Origin of the sequence: Stenotrophomonas sp. PS02298 (assembly GCF_029959445.1) — a bacterium.
Taxonomy (GTDB): domain Bacteria; phylum Pseudomonadota; class Gammaproteobacteria; order Xanthomonadales; family Xanthomonadaceae; genus Stenotrophomonas.
Map to the genome: position 1 here is coordinate 1 of NZ_JASCOR010000105.1, position 15,979 is coordinate 15,979.

Here is a 15,979-nt window from a genome sequence, read left to right on the forward strand (position 1 = left end):
GCCATGCTCGGCTGCACTTCGTTCCGGTGTATGCGCTGCCGGATCGCGCTGCGCATCCGCGCGGTTTGCCGAGCATGGCTCGGCACTACATGGAGCGGATCAGCTTGGGTCGATCGGGTTGCCGGCTATCCATACCTGTTGCAACTTCAATTGCGGGTCCAGCACCACCATGTCCGCGCGCAGGCCCGGCGCGATGCGGCCGCGGTCTTCCAGGCCGAGGTAATCGGCTTGGATGGTGGAGACACGTTGCGAGGCATCGGCCAGTTCCAGGCCGACATCGACCAGGTTGCGTAGGGCCTGGTCCATGGTCAATGCGCTGCCGGCGAGCGAGCCGGTCGAAAGCCGCACGCAGCCCATGCACTTGTGCACGCGTTGTTCGCCCAGCGCATATTCGCCATCGGGCATGCCGGTAGCGGCGGTGGCATCGGTGACCGCATACAGGCGTGGGATCGCGCGCACCGCCATGCGGATCGCGCCGCGATGGACATGTTGCAGGTCTGGAATCAGTTCGGCGTATTCGGCATGCGCCAAGGCGGCGGCAGCGATACCGGGTTTGTAGTGATCGACGCCGGTCATGCCGTTGAAGAGATGGGTGAAGCCAACCGCGCCAGCCTGCAAGGCGGCGACCGCATCGTCGTAGCTGCCAGCGCTGTGGCCGATCTGCACGCGGATGCCCATCGCTGCCAAGGCCGGAATCAAAGCGGTGTGCTGGCCGATCTCCGGCGCGATCGTCAGCACCTTGATCGGGGCCAGGGCATGCAGGTGCTGCACCGACTCCAGCGTTGCCTCCAGCGTCCGCGGCGGCTGCGCGCCCAAACGCTGCGGGCTGATGAAGGGGCCTTCCAGATGCACGCCGATGATCTGTGCGGCGTCTGCGTCCGGCGCGGCCATCACCTGGGCGACACCGCGCAGGGCGTTCTCGATCTCGGCGTACTCGGCGGTCATGGTGGTGCCGAGCAGGGTGGTGGTGCCGTAGCGCGCATGGGTGTGGGCGATGCGGCGGGCGACATCGCCGCCCTGCATCAAATCCACGCCGGCTGCGCCATGCACGTGCAGATCGATGAAGCCGGGCAGGATGATCGGCAGATCGCTGCCGTCGCCAGCATGGTCTTCCACGTCCAGCGTGCGCAGTTGCTGGTCGAAGTGGACGTGGCCGCGGCGCCAGCCCAAGGGAGTGAGAATGCGGCCGTACAGGCTGCGGGTAGCGGTCATAGCGGTGGCTCGGCGGTGATCACTTCGATGCCCTGGCGCTGCAGCCCCTCGCGGGTGGCATCGTCGATGCCGGTATCGGTGATGATGGCGTGGATCTGGTCGAGGCGGGCGATGCGGTGCAGGCTGACGCGGCCGAATTTCGAAGCGTCGGTCAGCACCACGATGCGCCGTGCGCGTTCGACCATGCGGTGATTGAGACGGGCTTCGGCTTCGTCATGGGTGGTCAGGCCGAACTGCAGGTCCAGACCATCCACGCCCAGGAACAAGGTGTCGAAGCTGTAGGAGGTGAGGCTGGCTTCGGCCTGGCTGCCCTGCAGCGACAGCGACTGCTTGCGCAGCAGGCCGCCGGTCAGCAGTACGTTGACCGCCGGTGCGTTGGCCAGTTCCCAGGCAATGTTCAAGCCGTTGGTCATCACCGTGACATCGCGGTGATCGCGCAGATGCCGGGCCAGCGTCATGGTGGTGGAGCCGGAGTCGATGATGATGTTGTCGCCGGGTTGAACCAGCTGCGCGGCGCGCATGCCGATGGATTCCTTCAGCGACAGGTTCAGCGCATCTTTCTCGTGGATGTCCTGTTCCTGCGGCGGCATGCGTACCAGCGTCGCGCCACCGTGGGTGCGCGTGGCCAGGCCCTGGGCCTCGAAGTGGCCCAGGTCGGTACGGATGGTCACCGCCGACACGCCGAACTGGTCAACCAGTTCGGCAACCTGCACCGAGCCCTGGTCAATCAGGCGTTGCAGGATCTGCTGTCGGCGGGGACGGGTATTGCGCATGGTCAGCTCTCGTGTGCGTTTGAAAGCGGAGATTAACCGTTCGCAAGGTTTTGGGTGCGCAAACTTTCGCTTTGCTTGCGCGTACCTGCCTGATTGGCGCTGCAGGCGCGCGCGTACTCGCCCAGGCACTGGCCGACGCGATGCTGCACCAGGGCCGCTGGCGTGGCGGCCAACTGGCCCTCGCGCACCGCCACGTACTGGCCCGGCAGGTATTGGCTGAGCAGCACCAGCGGCGGGGTGTGCTTTTCGAGGTTGGCGAACAATGTCTGCACCGCCTGCAGCAGTTCCGGCTCGCCCCAGTAGTAGCGGCAGCGGTCACTGAAGGCGTAGGAGCGCAGCAGACGCAGCGTGGCTTCATCGCCGTGGTAATGCGCCTGCCAGTTCTTCGGCTTGGCCAGCATCACCTGTTCCAGTACCTGCGGCAGCCTGGAGCACTGCGCATCTGGCAGCAGTTCGGCTTCGATCGCGGCGAGCGCGAACAGCGCTTCGCGGTAGGCAAACGTTGCGGCCGGGCCGACCTTGAGGATGGCGAAGTGGTCGCGCACCAATGCATGCAGGCCGGACTCGCGCTGGTAGTCAGTGGAGTGCGCTTCGAACACGATGCGCGGCTGCTGTTCGAGGAAATCAGCCAGCTCGCTGGCAGCGGCGGCGTCGTATTCGTGCACGCTGCTGTGGTCGAAGTCCACGCCCGGCTGCACCACCATCGCGATTACGCGTTGCCAGGCATCGCGCAGTTCCGGCGTGTCGAAGGCCTGCTGGTGGATGGCCAGGGTCTGCGCGGCAGCGGCCGGCGTGGTCACGGCCAGGCCGCCTGCCAGCGAGGCTTCACCACCGGGGATCGGCACTTCGGTACCGATCACATAGACCGGCGGCGGCAGGCCATTGGCTTTGGCAGTGGCTTCTGCGATGACCGCCAGCTCGGCCGAACGTGCGGCGACGGTAGCATCGGGTAACGGGGTCGGGTCATCGGCGCAGGACATGCTGCAGTCCAGATGGATCTTGTGGAAACCGGCGGCGACATAGGCTTCGATCAGCACGCGCGCATTGGCCATTGCTTCGGCGGCCGGCTGCTTCTGCCAGGCGTTGGGACCGAGGTGATCGCCGCCCAGGATCAGCTGCGCGCGCGGGAAGCCTTCTTCATCGGCGAGTGCTTCCACATAGGCACGGTACTGCGGCGGGGTCATGCCGGTGTAACCGCCGAACTGGTCGACCTGGTTGGAGGTGGCTTCGATCAGCAACACGGTGCCGTGCTGCGCGGCCACATGCATGGCCGCACGCAACACCTGTTCGTTGCTGCAGCAGACGCTGTACAGGCCGACGTTGTGGCCTTGGCGATGAGAGGCGAGCAGGGATTGCAGCGGTGACATGGTCAAGCTCCGGGAATCAGGTAAGCGGGTTGGCAGGCGAGCAGGGCGGCACCACGGGCACCGCCGGCATCGCCGAAGCGCGGTGGCACGATGGGCGGCACTTCCACGCCGTTGAACAGATGTGCGGCGATGGCCGCGGGCAGCTGCTGGTAGAGCGGCGCGTATTGCGACAGACCGCCGCCGAGCACGATGACGTGCGGGTCCAGCGCGAGGATCAGCGCGGCGAAACTGTGGCCGAGCAGGTCGCGGTGGATGTCCAGCGCCTGCATGGCGCGGATATCGCCCGCCTCGGCCTGGGCGATGACTTCGCTGGCGTTGGCCGCATTGCCGCCAAGATGACGTTCGATCATGGCCACGCCGCTGCCGGAGACATAGCGCTCCACGCAGCCGCGCAGGCCGCAGCCACAATCCAGCAGCGGCAAACCATGCCGCTGCAGCAGGTTGGCTGGCACGCTCCAGTGGCCCCATTCGCCGGCCAGGCCGTTGAAGCCGCCGACCAGCTTGCCGTGCAGGCAGTAACCACCGCCGGCACCGGTGCCGAGGATGGCACCGAACATGCTGGCGTAACCGTCCGCCGCGCCACCGTGTGCTTCGGACAAGGCGAAGCATTGCAGGTCGTTGCCGAAATGCAGCGGCCGTTGCAGGCGTGCCTGCAGGTCGGCGCTGACGCATTGGCCGGTCAGTGCCGGTACGTTGGCACTGAGCTGGCGGCCACTGCGACGCTCGCGCACGCCGGGCAGGGCGATGCCGATGGCTTCGGCGCGTTGGCCGAGTTCGGCATCGGCATCTGCAACCAGCGTTTCCACTGCCTGCAGGAAGCCGTTGTAGTCGCCCTGTGGGGTGGCGATGCGTTTGCGCCACGCGACCTGCAGGGCGGCATCGCAGGCCACCAGTTCAATCTTGGTACCGCCGATGTCGATGCCGTAACAGGCCGGGGCGCGGGTATCAGCCATGGTGGATGGTGACGCCCTTGACCACGCGGTTGACGGTGCCGTCCGGGAACGGATTGTCCGGCGTCAGGCCGAGTGCGGCCGAACGCTGCAGTGCATACAGCTGCACGAACGGCAGCCACACCGGCGCCAACCAGCTGTCAGGCAGGGCAGGCACGGACAAGGTGTAGTCGTCGTGGATGCCAAGGTCCGAATGCGGGCCGATCGACAATACCTTGCCGGCAACGCCATCAGCGCGCAGTTCTTCCAGCAGATCCTGCTCGTAGCGGCGCGACAGCGGCTCGGCGCTGCGCAGCACGACGACCAGGGTTTCATCATTGAGCGTGGACTTGGGACCGTGGCGGAAACCCAACGGCGTGTTGGCCAGTGCCAGCACGCGGCCGGCAGTGAGCTCCAATACCTTCAGCGCGGCCTCGCGGGCCAGCGCTTCCAGTGGACCACTGGCAAGGTAGATCACGCGGTTGTAGGGCTGCGCAGCGAGTGCAGCTACCGCTGCATCCCAGTTGCCCAAGCCCTGGCGTGCGAGTGCGGCAACCTGCTGCAGGCGCTGTACGCGTTCGGCCCACGGTGCGCTGTCGAACACGGTCAGTGCGGTCAGCAGCATGCAGCTCAGGCTGCTGGTCATGGCGAAGGCGCGGTCGCAGCTGGCGGCCGGCATCAGCAGCGTGCAGGTGTCCTCGCGGCCGGTGCCACGACGAGCCAGCTCGCCTTCGGCATTGCAGGTGATATCGAGGAAGCGGGCATCGTCGACGTCGGCGCGCACGCGATCGACGGCGGCCACGCTTTCCGGGCTGGAACCGCTGCGGCCGAACGACACCAGCAGGGTCGGGCGATCGCGTTGCAGGTACAGCGCCGGGTGGGTGAGCAGGCTGGTGGTGTGCACGGCGCGCACTTCGGCCGGCCACTGCGCATTGATGGTGTCGGCCACCATTTCGGCGATGAAACCGGAGCTGCCGGCGCCGGTGAAAATCACCCGTTGCCGTGGATCGGACAGGCGCTGCCCAAGGAAATCCTGCAGGCGCGCGCTGGCCTGTTGCAGGTCGAGGGCAAGGGTTTCCCACAGCGCGGGCTGCTGGGCGATTTCGGTAGCGGTATCGGCTCCGCCCAGGCGCTGCCAGGCGGTCAGATCGTGAAGCAGGGTGGCATCCATGTGTGATTCCTGATTGGCCAGCGCACCATCTTTCTTTTCTTTCGAAATGTCAAATACCGAAAGCAAAACGAAAGAAACTATTTGATTCGACTTTGTTCGCTTGAGAATCGTCCGAAGCGAAAGGTTTCCCGGGAAACCCTTTCGCAGCAATGAATACGCTCAGCTTCGCGATGTGAAAGTTGGTGCTGTGCACCATCTTTCGATTGCAAGAAATCTTACTTATCTTTTGCTTTCATTTTGTTGACATCTTTCGATTTCCTGCCCTAGAGTCGGCGCACTCGGTTTCGAAACGCCCGTTGAACGGGTTGGAGGCAAGGTGGAACACTGCGTTCGTCAATCGCCGCTGCTGCTGGCGCTGCTTTCGGCCTTGTTGTTGCCGGCAGTGACCGCACAGGCCGAGCCCATCGGCAATCTGCGCTCCGTCACCGCCAGCGATGGCCGCGACGGCGTGCGTGCCTGGGACGTACGCAGTGACAACGGCAGCACCCTGCGCATCGAGGTGCTGGCCAACGACATCGTGCATGTGCAAGCCGGCCGCAACGGCAAACTGACCGGCGCCGGCGACAAGGCCGCGCCCATCGTGCTGCCGCAGCCCGTGCAGCAGGTGCAGGCGCAGCTGGAAGAAGACGCGCAGGAAATCCGCGTGCGTACTCCGGCGCTGGTCCTGCATGTGCAGCGGCAGCCCCTGCAGCTGCGCCTGGAGCGTCTGGACGGCGGCAAGCCGGTGTCGCTATGGCAGGAACAGCAGCCGCTGGATCTGAGCGCCGAGCAGAGCGTGCAGGTGCTGTCCTCGCAGGCCGATGAAGCCTTCTACGGTGGCGGCCAGCAGAACGGCCGTTTCCAGTTCAAGGGCCGCGAACTTGAGGTTTCCTATTCCGGTGGCTGGGAAGAGGGCGACCGCCCGAGCCCGGCGCCGATGCTGCTCAGCTCTCGGGGCTGGGGCATGTTGCGCAATACCTGGAGCGACGGCAGTTATGACCTGCGCCAGCCGGACCAGGCCACGCTGCTGCACCGCGAAGACCGCTTCGACGCCTATTACTTCGTCGGCAATGATCTGCAGCGGCTGCTGGAACGCTACACCCAGCTGACCGGCCGCCCGAACATGGTCGCGCGCTGGGCGCTGTCCTACGGCGATGCCGATTGCTACAACGACGGCGACAACATCAAGAAGCCCGGCAGCGTGCCCGAAGGCTGGAGCGATGGCCCCACCGGCACCACCATCGATGTGGTCAACAGCGTCGCTGCCAAGTACCGCGAGAACGACATGCCGGGCGGTTGGATCCTGCCCAACGACGGCTATGGCTGCGGCTACAAACAGCTGCCGGAGACCGTGCAGGGCCTGGCCAAGTACGGCTTCAAGACCGGCCTGTGGACCGAGAACGGCGTCGACAAGATTGCCTGGGAAGTCGGCAAGGCCGGCAGTCGCGTGCAGAAGCTGGACGTGGCCTGGACCGGGCAGGGCTATCAGTTCGCGATGGATGCCAACCGCCAGGCCTTCGACGGCATCCTCAACAATTCCGATTCGCGCCCCTTCCTGTGGACGGTGATGGGCTGGGCCGGCATCCAGCGCTATGCGGTTGCATGGACCGGCGACCAGAGCAGCAGCTGGGATTACATCCGCTGGCACGTGCCGACGCTGGTGGGTTCGGGCCTGTCGGGCATGGCCTATGCCAGCGGCGACGTCGATGCGATCTTCGGCGGTAGCGCCGAGACCTTCACCCGCGACCTGCAGTGGAAAACCTTTACTCCGGTGCTGATGGGCATGTCCGGCTGGTCGTCGAACGCGCGCAAGCACCCCTGGGCCTTCGATGAGCCCTACCGCTCGATCAACCGCGACTACCTCAAGCTGAAAATGCGCCTGACCCCGTATATGTACGGACTGGTGCATGACGCCGCACAGAGTGGTGCACCGCCGGTGCGCGGGCTGATGTGGGACAACCCGCAGGACCCGCACGCGCAGGACGAAACTTACAAGTACCAGTTCCTGCTCGGCCGCGATCTGCTGGTCGCGCCGGTCTATCGCAGCCAGGCCGCAAGCCGTGGCTGGCGCCGTGACATCCATCTGCCGGCTGGCGGCTGGTACGACTATTGGGACGGCCGCCATCTGCAGGCCGGTGCTGCAGGCAAGCAGCTCGACCGCCCGGTCGAACTGGCAACGCTGCCGGTATTCGTGCGCGCTGGAGCGATCCTGCCGATGTATCCGGAGATGCTGTTCGACGGCGAGAAGCCGCTGGATGAGGTGACCTTCGATCTGTATCCGCAGGGTGAATCCAGCTACACCTTGTATGAAGACGATGGCAGTACCCGCCGTTACCAGAAGGGTGAGTCCAGCACGCAGCAGATCCGCGTGCAGGCACCGGCGCAGGGCAGTGGCCCGGTGCAGGTGGAGATCGCGCCGGTACAGGGCGAGTATCAAGGTCAGTTGGCGCAGCGCCGTTACGGCCTGCGCGTGTTGAATCGCAGCGCACCGACTGCCGTGCAGCTGGATGGCCGCGCGCTGCCCAAGCTTGCTGATGCCGCTGCATTGCAGGCAGCCAGTGAAGGCTGGTACTTCGATGGCAAGGAGCGCAAGGGTACGTTGCATGTGCGTACTGCCAGCCAGGACATCCGCGCGCCGCTGAAACTGCAGCTGGATTTCCCGGTTGCCGCCGCGCTGGCTGATGACGTTTTCCCGAACGCACCGGAGCTGGGCCGCGCGCTGCCGTCCGACAGTCTGCTGGTGGTCAACCGTCCGGCCGAAGAACCCGGCCATCCGCTGGAAAATGCCTTCGACGACGATCCGGCAACGTGGTTCCGCAGCGTGCGCAACCAAGCCATCCGTACCGGCGCCCACGAGTGGGTGGTGGGCTTCGGCGAGCGCAAGCTGATCGACGGCATCGAACTGGCGCCGCGCAATGACCAGCACTGGAAGCATGGTCAGGTGCGTGACTACGAAATCTACATGGCCGACAGCAATGGCGAGTGGGGCAAGCCGATTGCTACGGGCCATCTGCAGCTGAAGCAGGAACTGCAGCGCATCGATTTCCCTGCCCACGCCGGCCGCCTGCTGCGCTTCCGCGTGCTCAGCGTGCAGAACCCCGACGGTGACGGCGCAAGTGGTGCCGATCCGATGGTGACCGCAGCGCAGGGCAGCACCGCGCGTGCGGTGGATGCACTGCAGCCGCGCGATGTTGGCCCGATTGCACTGTCCACCTTCCATATCCTTGAGCAGCAAACGGCCGAGCGGCCGGCGCGGCAGCAATACCTCTCCCAGCTGCCGCTGCCGGCCGTATTGGCCACCCAGGTACACGCCGACCGTTCGTTCGCTGCCGCTGTGCCAATGCGCATGAACGGCCTGCAGTTCCGCCGTGGCCTCGGCGTTGGTGCTCAAAGCCGCATCGACATGAGCCTGAAGGGGCAGTGGAAAACACTGCGCGCCGACCTCGGCGTCGACGACCAATGCCGTCAGGCCGGTGGTCTGCAGTTCCAGGTCTGGGGCGATGACCGCCTGCTCTATGACAGCGGTTTTGTGAAAGCACCGGGCGTGGTCAAGCCCGAGCTCGACATCCGTGGTCTGTCCAGATTGAGTCTGCGCACCTTGGGCGCGCAGGGTAGCCAACCGTCCCAGGTCTGCGCCAACTGGGCCAATGCCGTACTGATCGGCGAGGAGGGCGATTCCGCCGACATCCTCGCGCCATGACCCACCCGTAACACCGCTCCTCCCACCGGATTACCCCCGGCTACGGTCCAAGAACCGTGGCATGGGATCGCTTTGCCCGCCAACTGCTGTTTTTTTTGCGTGCCCTTGCCAGGAGAGAACCCCGATGTTGCCAGCCAACCGCAGTGCCAAACGCTGTTTGCAAGCTCCACTATCGTTGGCTGTCGCCAGCGTGCTGTTCGCCATCGCCGCACCTGCCTTCGCGCAGGACAAGGCTGAAAAGGAAAGGGACAAGACCACCGAGTTGTCCCGCATCGAGGTCACCGGTTCCAACATCCGCCGCACGGATGTGGAAACCGCATCGCCGGTGCAGGTGATCAGCAAGCAGGACATCGAAAACATGGGCGCGCGCACGCTGTTGCAGGTGCTCGACAATCTGCCAGCGGCACGACCGGGTCAGGTTGATTCCAAGTCCCTGTTCACCGGCTCCGACGGCGCGTCGCAGGCCAACCTGCGTGGCCTCGGCGCACAGGGCACGTTGGTGCTGTTGAACGGTCGCCGCCTGTCGTATTACGGCGCGCCGGCTGGCTTCCAGACCCAGTTCGTCAACATCGATGCCATTCCTGCCGCCGTCATCGAGCGCATGGAAGTGCTGACCGATGGCGCGTCGGCTGTGTACGGCACCGATGCGGTGGCCGGCGTCATCAACGTCATCACCAAGAGCAGCTACCAGGGCCTGGAAGTCAGCGGCACCTGGGATACCGCCCCGCGCTTTGATTCCTTCGGTGAAAAGCAGGCCAGCGTCACTGGCGGTTTCGGCGACATGGCCGAGGATGGCTACAACATCTATGCCAGCGTCAACCTCTATGAGCGCGACGGTATTCCGGACAGCGAGTGGTACCTCAAGCACCCGGGCCAGTTCTACGTCAACAATCCGGACTACATCAAGAACCTGCGGCTGGACACCGGCAGTGCGCCGGGCGTGTTCAACCCCGGCTATTACTACGCCATCGATCCGGTCACCGGCGTGCGCAAGGACGAGGCTGCACCGGGCTGCAACAACGTGCTGCAGGTCAGCAGTGGCACGCGCTGCATCTGGCAGACCTGGATGAACCGGCAGATCAACGGCGGCGCGGATTCCAAGCGCGTCACTGCCTACGTCAATGGTCATTACCAGCTCAATGACAGCACCGAGGCATTCGCCGAAGTCACCTACACCGACATCGACCTGCACGCCAATGGCGGTACGCCGCGTGCTTACGGCACCACCACCGGCAATCCGCAGAGCTGGTTTTCGCGCAACACCGGCAATACGGTCAACCAGTTCCTGACCCCGTGGCTCGGCCCGAACAACGAATACAACCACGCCAGCCCGGAGTTGAAGGCGATGAATGGCGGTGTGGTCGGTTTGGGTTACCTGCTGCAGGACGTCGGCGGTGGCCACTTCGGTCAGCGCAATACCGACGACAGCTACCGTGTGGTGGCAGGTCTGCGTGGTGCTGCCGGCGACTGGAATTGGGAAACCGCGTTCGCCACTGCTGGCTCGCACTCGGTCACTTACCAGACCACCAACGTCAACCTGAAAGGCTTCGAGAAAGCTTTCGGTCCGTACACCATCGATCCGGGTACCGGCCGCGTCATCATTTCCGATCACCCTGCCTACAAGTTCGGCGAGATCAGTGAAGCCAACGCGGCGCTGATCCGCGAAGCCTTCCCGACCTTCGACATCGAGTCGTGGACCCGCCTGCACACCCTGGACGGCAAGATCGAAGGCCCGCTGTTCAACATGCCGGCCGGTGAAGTGCGCGCCGCGTTCGGCTTCAATGCCACCCGCGAGACCTTCTACACGCCGGGCAACCCGGATGCCGCCAACGGCCTGATCACCCAGCAGGGCGGCTCGTGGTTCGACGGCAAGCGCAACACCTACGCGCTGTTCTCCGAAGCCGTGGTGCCGCTCACCGAGAAGCTCGAGATGGACCTGGCACTGCGCCTGGACAAGTACCCGGGCTTCAGCGCCAATGCCGCGCCGAAGATCGGCCTGAAGTACCAGGCACTGCCGCAGCTGATGCTGCGTGGTACCTATTCGGAGGGCTTCCGTGCACCGAGCCTGGCTGAAGCGGGTAGCGGTGGCGTGTATGCGCAGATTGGTGGATATCGCGATGAAGTCCGTTGCGCCGAAACCAATGCAATCGCCGGCCTGCTGCGGCAGTCCAACCGCGTCGTCGACAAGGACCTGGGCAACAGCCTGTGGAACAGCGATTGCAGCCGCAACGTGGCGCGCATGACCCAGCCCAACCAGGACCTGAAGCCGGAGAAGGCGAAGATCGCCACGCTGGGCGTCGTGCTGGAGCCGACCGATTGGCTGTCGGTGTCGGCGGACTACTGGTTCGTGTACCGCCGCGATGAAATCGTTGCACCGGACTACAGCAAGGAAGAAGACATCGATTCGATGACCCGCTTCCCGATCACCGAGTCCGACAGGTCCAACCTCGCGGCCCTGGCTGCGATGTGCAACGACCCGGCCAGCGGCGTGACCTGCCCGGGCACCTTGCCGGGCTATAGCATCGGCAACGTGGCCAGCGTGATCGGCCAGTACAGCAACCGTGGCCGCACCCTGATCGACGGCTTCGACGTGGACCTGCGCAGCCGCTTCGACCTGGGTGAATGGGGCCGCCTGAACATCGGCGTGGCGGCGACGATTGCCAACCGCAACATGTACAACTCCGACAACGGTGACGGCTGGTACTACGGCAACGTGGTTGGCTACTACAACAACCCGAAGGTGCGCGCCACGTTCAACACCAACTGGACGTATGGCAACTGGGATACCGGGTTCTACGTGAACTATGTCGGCGGTACCAAGTGGGCCTATGACCGCATCGATGCGCAGGACAACAACGCCCAGACCTGCACCGGCAGCTACCTCGATCTGGCCCCGGGCCATTGCGGTGGCGCACCGGCATGGTGGACGGCCAACCTGAGCGTGAACTGGCGTCCGATCGAGAAGCTGAGCGTTGGTGTGACCGTCAAGAACCTGTTCAACCGCCTACCGTTCTACGACCCGAACGACTGGATGAACTTCGCCGGTTACGCCAACAACTTCGGCCGCATCTACAGCGTGACCGCGACCTACAAGTTCTGATCCACCGCAGCAGCGCTTCCCTCTCATGCATTGCATGAGGGGGAAGACAGTGACACCGTCAGCACGGTCGCGGCACGCCTGCCATGACCGGCACGACCCCTGAAAGAGGAAACACAATGAAGCGTAGGGAATTCATCATGGCCAGCGCGGCCCTGGCCGCCACCAGCCTGCTGCCGGAGACGCCGGCCTGGGCACGCGGCCGCAAGGTGCGCCTGGGCGTGATCGGCACCGGCATGCGTGGCCAGGTACTGCTGAAGGAACTGGTACGCCGCGACGACGTCGAAGTGGTTGCCCTGTGCGACATCGAGCCGATCATGCTCGGCCGCGCCATGGACATGGTGGCCAAGGCCGGCAAGCCGGCACCGCAGGCTTACGGCGCCGACCGTGACCAGAATGCGTGGAAGCGCCTGCTGGAGCAGCGCGGCCTGGATGGCGTGATCATCGCCACCCCATGGGAGCTGCATGCACCGATGGCGATCGCGGCGATGCAGGCCAAGGTCGCGGTGGGCTGCGAAGTAGTCGCCGGCATCACCCTGCAGGACCATTGGGATGTGCTCAACACCCAGCTCAGCACCGGCACGCCGTACATGCTGCTGGAGAACGTCTGCTATCGCCGTGACGTGATGGCCGCGCTGCAGATGGTGCGGCAAGGCCTGTTCGGTGAACTGGTGCACCTGCAGGGCGGTTACCAGCACGACCTGCGCGGGGTGAAGTTCAACGACGGCACGCCGGAGCATCCCTACGACAGCGGCGTTGAGTTCGGCGCCAAGGGCTGGTCGGAAGCACGCTGGCGCACCGAGCATTCGGTACAACGCAATGGCGAGCTGTATCCCAGCCACGGCATCGGCCCGTGCGCGATGTATACCGGCATCAACCGCGGCAACCGTTTCACCCATATCAATGCCTTCGCCAGCAAGGCGCGCGGCCTGCACGAGTACACCGTTGCCAAGAGCGGCGGGACCACCCACCCGAGTACCAAGGTCAAGTTCAAGCTCGGCGACATCGTCACCACCACGCTGGCCTGCGAGAACGGCGAGACCATCCTGCTGCAGCACGACACCTCGTTGCCGCGCCCGTATTCGATGGGCTTCCGCGTGCAGGGCACCAAGGGCCTGTGGATGGACGTCAACCACGGCATCCACATCGAAGGCCGCAGCCCGCCGCACCAGTGGGAAGAGTTCAAGACCTACCAGGACCAGTACGAGCACCCGCTGTGGAAGCAGCATGCCGATACCGCCGCAAGCGCTGGACACGGTGGCATGGACTGGTTCGTGATCCACGCCTTCGTCGAGGCATTAAAGGCCAAGGCACCGATGCCGATCGACATCTATGACGCCGTGACCTGGAGCGCGATCACGCCGTTGTCCGAGCAGTCGATTGCCAACAGCTTCCAGACCCTGGAGTTCCCGGACTTCACCAAGGGCCTGTGGCAACAGCGCAAGCCGATCTTCGCCTTCGACGGCAGTTATTGATCAGCCGTGGTTCTTCCCCCTCCCTTGCGCCGAAGGCGTAGGGGAGGGCTGGGGAGGGGTTGAGCTTTTCGGCCCTTCCAGCAATGCCAGCTTCGCGGCTGACGCCGCTCCCACAACGCTTTCTAGCGCTCCAATTCCACGTCAGGATCCGCCACCGGTGACGGCGGCGTGGCCGGCACTTCCGCCGGTGTGGCCTGTGCCGACTTGTCGAGGATGCTGGCGCTGCGCCAATTGCCCCAGCGGTAATAGGCCATGATCATCAGCATCGAGCACAGCGCACTGACCGGGAAGCTCCACCAGATCGCATCGGCGCCAAAGCGTGGCTGCAGCCACAACGCGAACGGCACGCGGATGCCCCACATGCCGATTGCCAGGATCAACAGCGGTGGCAGCACCGCGCCGGTGGAACGAACCACGCCGGACAGCACGAAGTTGACCCCGAAGAACAGGAACGACCACACCGCGATGTGGTTCAGGTGGCGGCCGATCTCCAGCGCCTCGCTGGCAGCAGGCAGGAACAACGCCAAGGTGCTGCGATCAAACAGGATGATCGGCGCGATCAAGGCACCGGTCAGCAGGAAGTTGAACAGCACACCGGTGCGTGCCGTGGCTTCCACCCGTGGCCAGAGCCCGGCGCCGACGTTCTGTGCGGCCATCGTCGAGCAGGCCGCGCCAATGGCCATGGCCGGCATCTGCACATAGGTCCACAACTGCATCGCAGCGCCATAGGCCGAGGCGGTTTCCACGCCGTAGCCATTGACCATGCTGATCATCATGATCATCGCCAGCGAGATCAGGATCATCTGCAGGCCCATCGGCACGCCCTTGACCACCAGCGCCTTGAGGATGACGGTGTCGATCTTCAGCAGGCCGATGTCCTTGCGTCCCAACCACAGCATGTGTCGCTTGTTGCGCAGGTAAAGCATCAGGCCGGCCAGTGCCAGGCCCTGCGAGAAGAAGGTGGCCCACGCTGCACCGGCAATGCCGAGTTCCGGGAACGGACCCACGCCGAAGATCAGCAACGGGTTGAAGGCGATATCCATCAACACCGCCAACAGCAGGAAGCGGAACGGCGTGCGTGCATCGCCGGCGCCGCGCAGGGCGGCGGTGATGAAGGCGAACGCGTACAGCAGCGGCATCGCCAGGAAGATGACCTTCAGGTAGGCATCGGCCATCGGCAGCGATTCAGCTGGCGTGCCCATCGCCACCAGCAGGCGGTGCGACAGGAACCAGCCCAGTACCGCGATCACCGCAGACAGGCTTATGAAGAAGGTGGCACTGGTGCCCATCACCCGTCGCGCCTGCGGCAGGTCCTTGGCACCGATGGACTGGCCGATCAGGATGGTCGCGGCCATGCCGATACCGAACACTGAGCCGATCAGGAAGAACATGATGTTGTTGGCGTTGGCCGTGGCGGTCAGTGCTGCCTCGCCGAGGAACTTGCCCACCCAGATGGCATTGACCGAGCCATTCAGCGACTGGGCGATGTTGCCAGCCAGGATGGGGAGCGCGAACATCAGCAGGCTGGTCCCGATTGGACCTTCGGTCAGCGAACGGGTTTGCTTGGGTTTCGACATGGACAACGTTGTCGGGATCGGGGCAGGCACACTAGCATCTTGCAGGTGAGCGCGGCGGTGGCAGGTATCACCGCTTGGGCGGCAACAAGGGAGTCATGGCAACGCGATGAGTGGTGAAGTCGTAGCGGTAGCAAGCATTCGTCTTGATGTGTGGCTGTGGGCTGCACGTTTCTTCAAGACCCGCAGCCTGGCCAAGCAGGCGGTGGAGACCGGCAAGGTGGACGTGGAAGGGCAACGTCCCAAGTCGTCCCGCGCCATCCGCCTGGGCGATGCGCTGCGGGTGCAGCGTGGCGACGAGATCTTCGAGATCGCGGTACGCGGGCTCAGTGACAAACGCGGTTCGGCGCCGGTGGCGCAGGCCATGTACGAAGAATCGGCGGCCTCTAAACAGGCGCGTCACGAACTGCACCTTCGCCGCGCCGCCGAACGCACCGGCTACCAGGCCCCGGAGCACAAGCCCGACAAGCGCGCCCGGCGTCTGATCCGCGCCCTGGGTGACCTCGACGCGCTTTGACCGGCGTCCTCGAAAACGATTCACCTGTAGTGCCGAGCCATGCTCGGCAGGGGCTCTACCGGAAAATCCCCCCCTGTAGTGCCGAGCCATGCTCGGCAGGGGCTTTACCGAAGAAGCCAAACCTGTAGTGCCGAGCCATGCTCGGCATTGGGCATTACCAGTAAAGCCTCTGCCGAGCATGGCTC

Annotated in this window: 10 protein-coding genes; 4 read left to right on the forward strand and 6 right to left on the reverse strand. The window is 64.6% G+C overall.

Going from position 1 to position 15,979, the window contains the following annotated elements:
* Positions 1 to 99: 99 nt before the first annotated feature.
* From nagA to QMX78_RS14710, 5 genes are read right to left on the reverse strand one after another with little or no spacing between them, the layout of a single operon-like run.
* Positions 100 to 1,212 carry an N-acetylglucosamine-6-phosphate deacetylase gene (gene nagA / locus QMX78_RS14690; RefSeq protein WP_282270827.1) on the reverse strand — a complete coding sequence of 371 codons (1,113 nt, stop codon included), beginning with the start codon at positions 1,210 to 1,212 and terminating at the stop codon, positions 100 to 102.
* The gene (locus QMX78_RS14695) at positions 1,209 to 1,991 is read right to left on the reverse strand and encodes a DeoR family transcriptional regulator (RefSeq protein ID WP_282270845.1); all 783 of its coding nucleotides are present in this window, start codon (positions 1,989 to 1,991) and stop codon (positions 1,209 to 1,211) included. The genes nagA and QMX78_RS14695 overlap by 4 nt, the downstream gene beginning before the upstream one ends.
* 26 nt (positions 1,992 to 2,017) lie before the next feature.
* On the reverse strand, positions 2,018 to 3,352 hold the full coding sequence (locus QMX78_RS14700) for a D-tagatose-bisphosphate aldolase, class II, non-catalytic subunit (protein ID WP_282270829.1): 1,335 nt from the start codon (positions 3,350 to 3,352) through the stop codon (positions 2,018 to 2,020).
* A 2-nt stretch (positions 3,353 to 3,354) separates the two neighbouring features.
* Positions 3,355 to 4,305, reverse strand: coding sequence for an ROK family protein (locus QMX78_RS14705; RefSeq protein ID WP_282270831.1), 951 nt, complete (start codon positions 4,303 to 4,305; stop codon positions 3,355 to 3,357).
* The gene (locus tag QMX78_RS14710; protein ID WP_282270833.1) at positions 4,298 to 5,452 is read right to left on the reverse strand and encodes an SIS domain-containing protein; all 1,155 of its coding nucleotides are present in this window, start codon (positions 5,450 to 5,452) and stop codon (positions 4,298 to 4,300) included. The genes QMX78_RS14705 and QMX78_RS14710 overlap by 8 nt, the downstream gene beginning before the upstream one ends.
* 316 nt (positions 5,453 to 5,768) lie before the next feature.
* Between QMX78_RS14710 and QMX78_RS14715 the strand changes: the two genes are divergently transcribed.
* The 3 genes from QMX78_RS14715 to QMX78_RS14725 all read left to right on the forward strand — a co-directional run bounded on the left by QMX78_RS14715 (position 5,769) and on the right by QMX78_RS14725 (position 13,703).
* Positions 5,769 to 9,131 (forward strand): TIM-barrel domain-containing protein, encoded by a 3,363-nt coding sequence (locus QMX78_RS14715; RefSeq protein WP_282270835.1) that lies wholly within the window; start codon positions 5,769 to 5,771, stop codon positions 9,129 to 9,131.
* A 157-nt stretch (positions 9,132 to 9,288) separates the two neighbouring features.
* Positions 9,289 to 12,231, forward strand: coding sequence for a TonB-dependent receptor (locus QMX78_RS14720; RefSeq protein ID WP_282270837.1), 2,943 nt, complete (start codon positions 9,289 to 9,291; stop codon positions 12,229 to 12,231).
* A gap of 116 nt (positions 12,232 to 12,347) precedes the next feature.
* Positions 12,348 to 13,703, forward strand: a complete 1,356-nt coding sequence (locus QMX78_RS14725; protein ID WP_282270839.1) for a Gfo/Idh/MocA family oxidoreductase — start codon at positions 12,348 to 12,350, stop codon at positions 13,701 to 13,703.
* A gap of 122 nt (positions 13,704 to 13,825) precedes the next feature.
* Here QMX78_RS14725 and QMX78_RS14730 read toward each other — a convergent pair whose 3' ends face one another.
* A complete protein-coding gene (locus QMX78_RS14730) occupies positions 13,826 to 15,280 on the reverse strand; it encodes an MATE family efflux transporter (protein ID WP_282270841.1) in 1,455 nt (484 codons plus the stop codon).
* A gap of 106 nt (positions 15,281 to 15,386) precedes the next feature.
* Here QMX78_RS14730 and QMX78_RS14735 point away from each other — a divergent pair, with 106 nt between their 5' ends.
* Positions 15,387 to 15,794 carry a S4 domain-containing protein gene (locus tag QMX78_RS14735; RefSeq protein WP_282270843.1) on the forward strand — a complete coding sequence of 136 codons (408 nt, stop codon included), beginning with the start codon at positions 15,387 to 15,389 and terminating at the stop codon, positions 15,792 to 15,794.
* The last annotated feature ends 185 nt before the right edge of the window (positions 15,795 to 15,979 follow it).

What these genes read in the sequence shown, in the direction of transcription:
- nagA (WP_282270827.1), bottom strand. Translation starts at nt 1,212, where the DNA reads ATGACCGCTACCCGCAGCCTGTACGGCCGCATTCTCACTCCCTTGGGC.
- QMX78_RS14705 (WP_282270831.1), bottom strand. Translation starts at nt 4,305, where the DNA reads ATGGCTGATACCCGCGCCCCGGCCTGTTACGGCATCGACATCGGCGGT.
- QMX78_RS14700 (WP_282270829.1), bottom strand. Translation starts at nt 3,352, where the DNA reads ATGTCACCGCTGCAATCCCTGCTCGCCTCTCATCGCCAAGGCCACAAC.
- QMX78_RS14725 (WP_282270839.1), top strand. Translation starts at nt 12,348, where the DNA reads ATGAAGCGTAGGGAATTCATCATGGCCAGCGCGGCCCTGGCCGCCACC.
- QMX78_RS14735 (WP_282270843.1), top strand. Translation starts at nt 15,387, where the DNA reads ATGAGTGGTGAAGTCGTAGCGGTAGCAAGCATTCGTCTTGATGTGTGG.
- QMX78_RS14730 (WP_282270841.1), bottom strand. Translation starts at nt 15,280, where the DNA reads ATGTCGAAACCCAAGCAAACCCGTTCGCTGACCGAAGGTCCAATCGGG.
- QMX78_RS14710 (WP_282270833.1), bottom strand. Translation starts at nt 5,452, where the DNA reads ATGGATGCCACCCTGCTTCACGATCTGACCGCCTGGCAGCGCCTGGGC.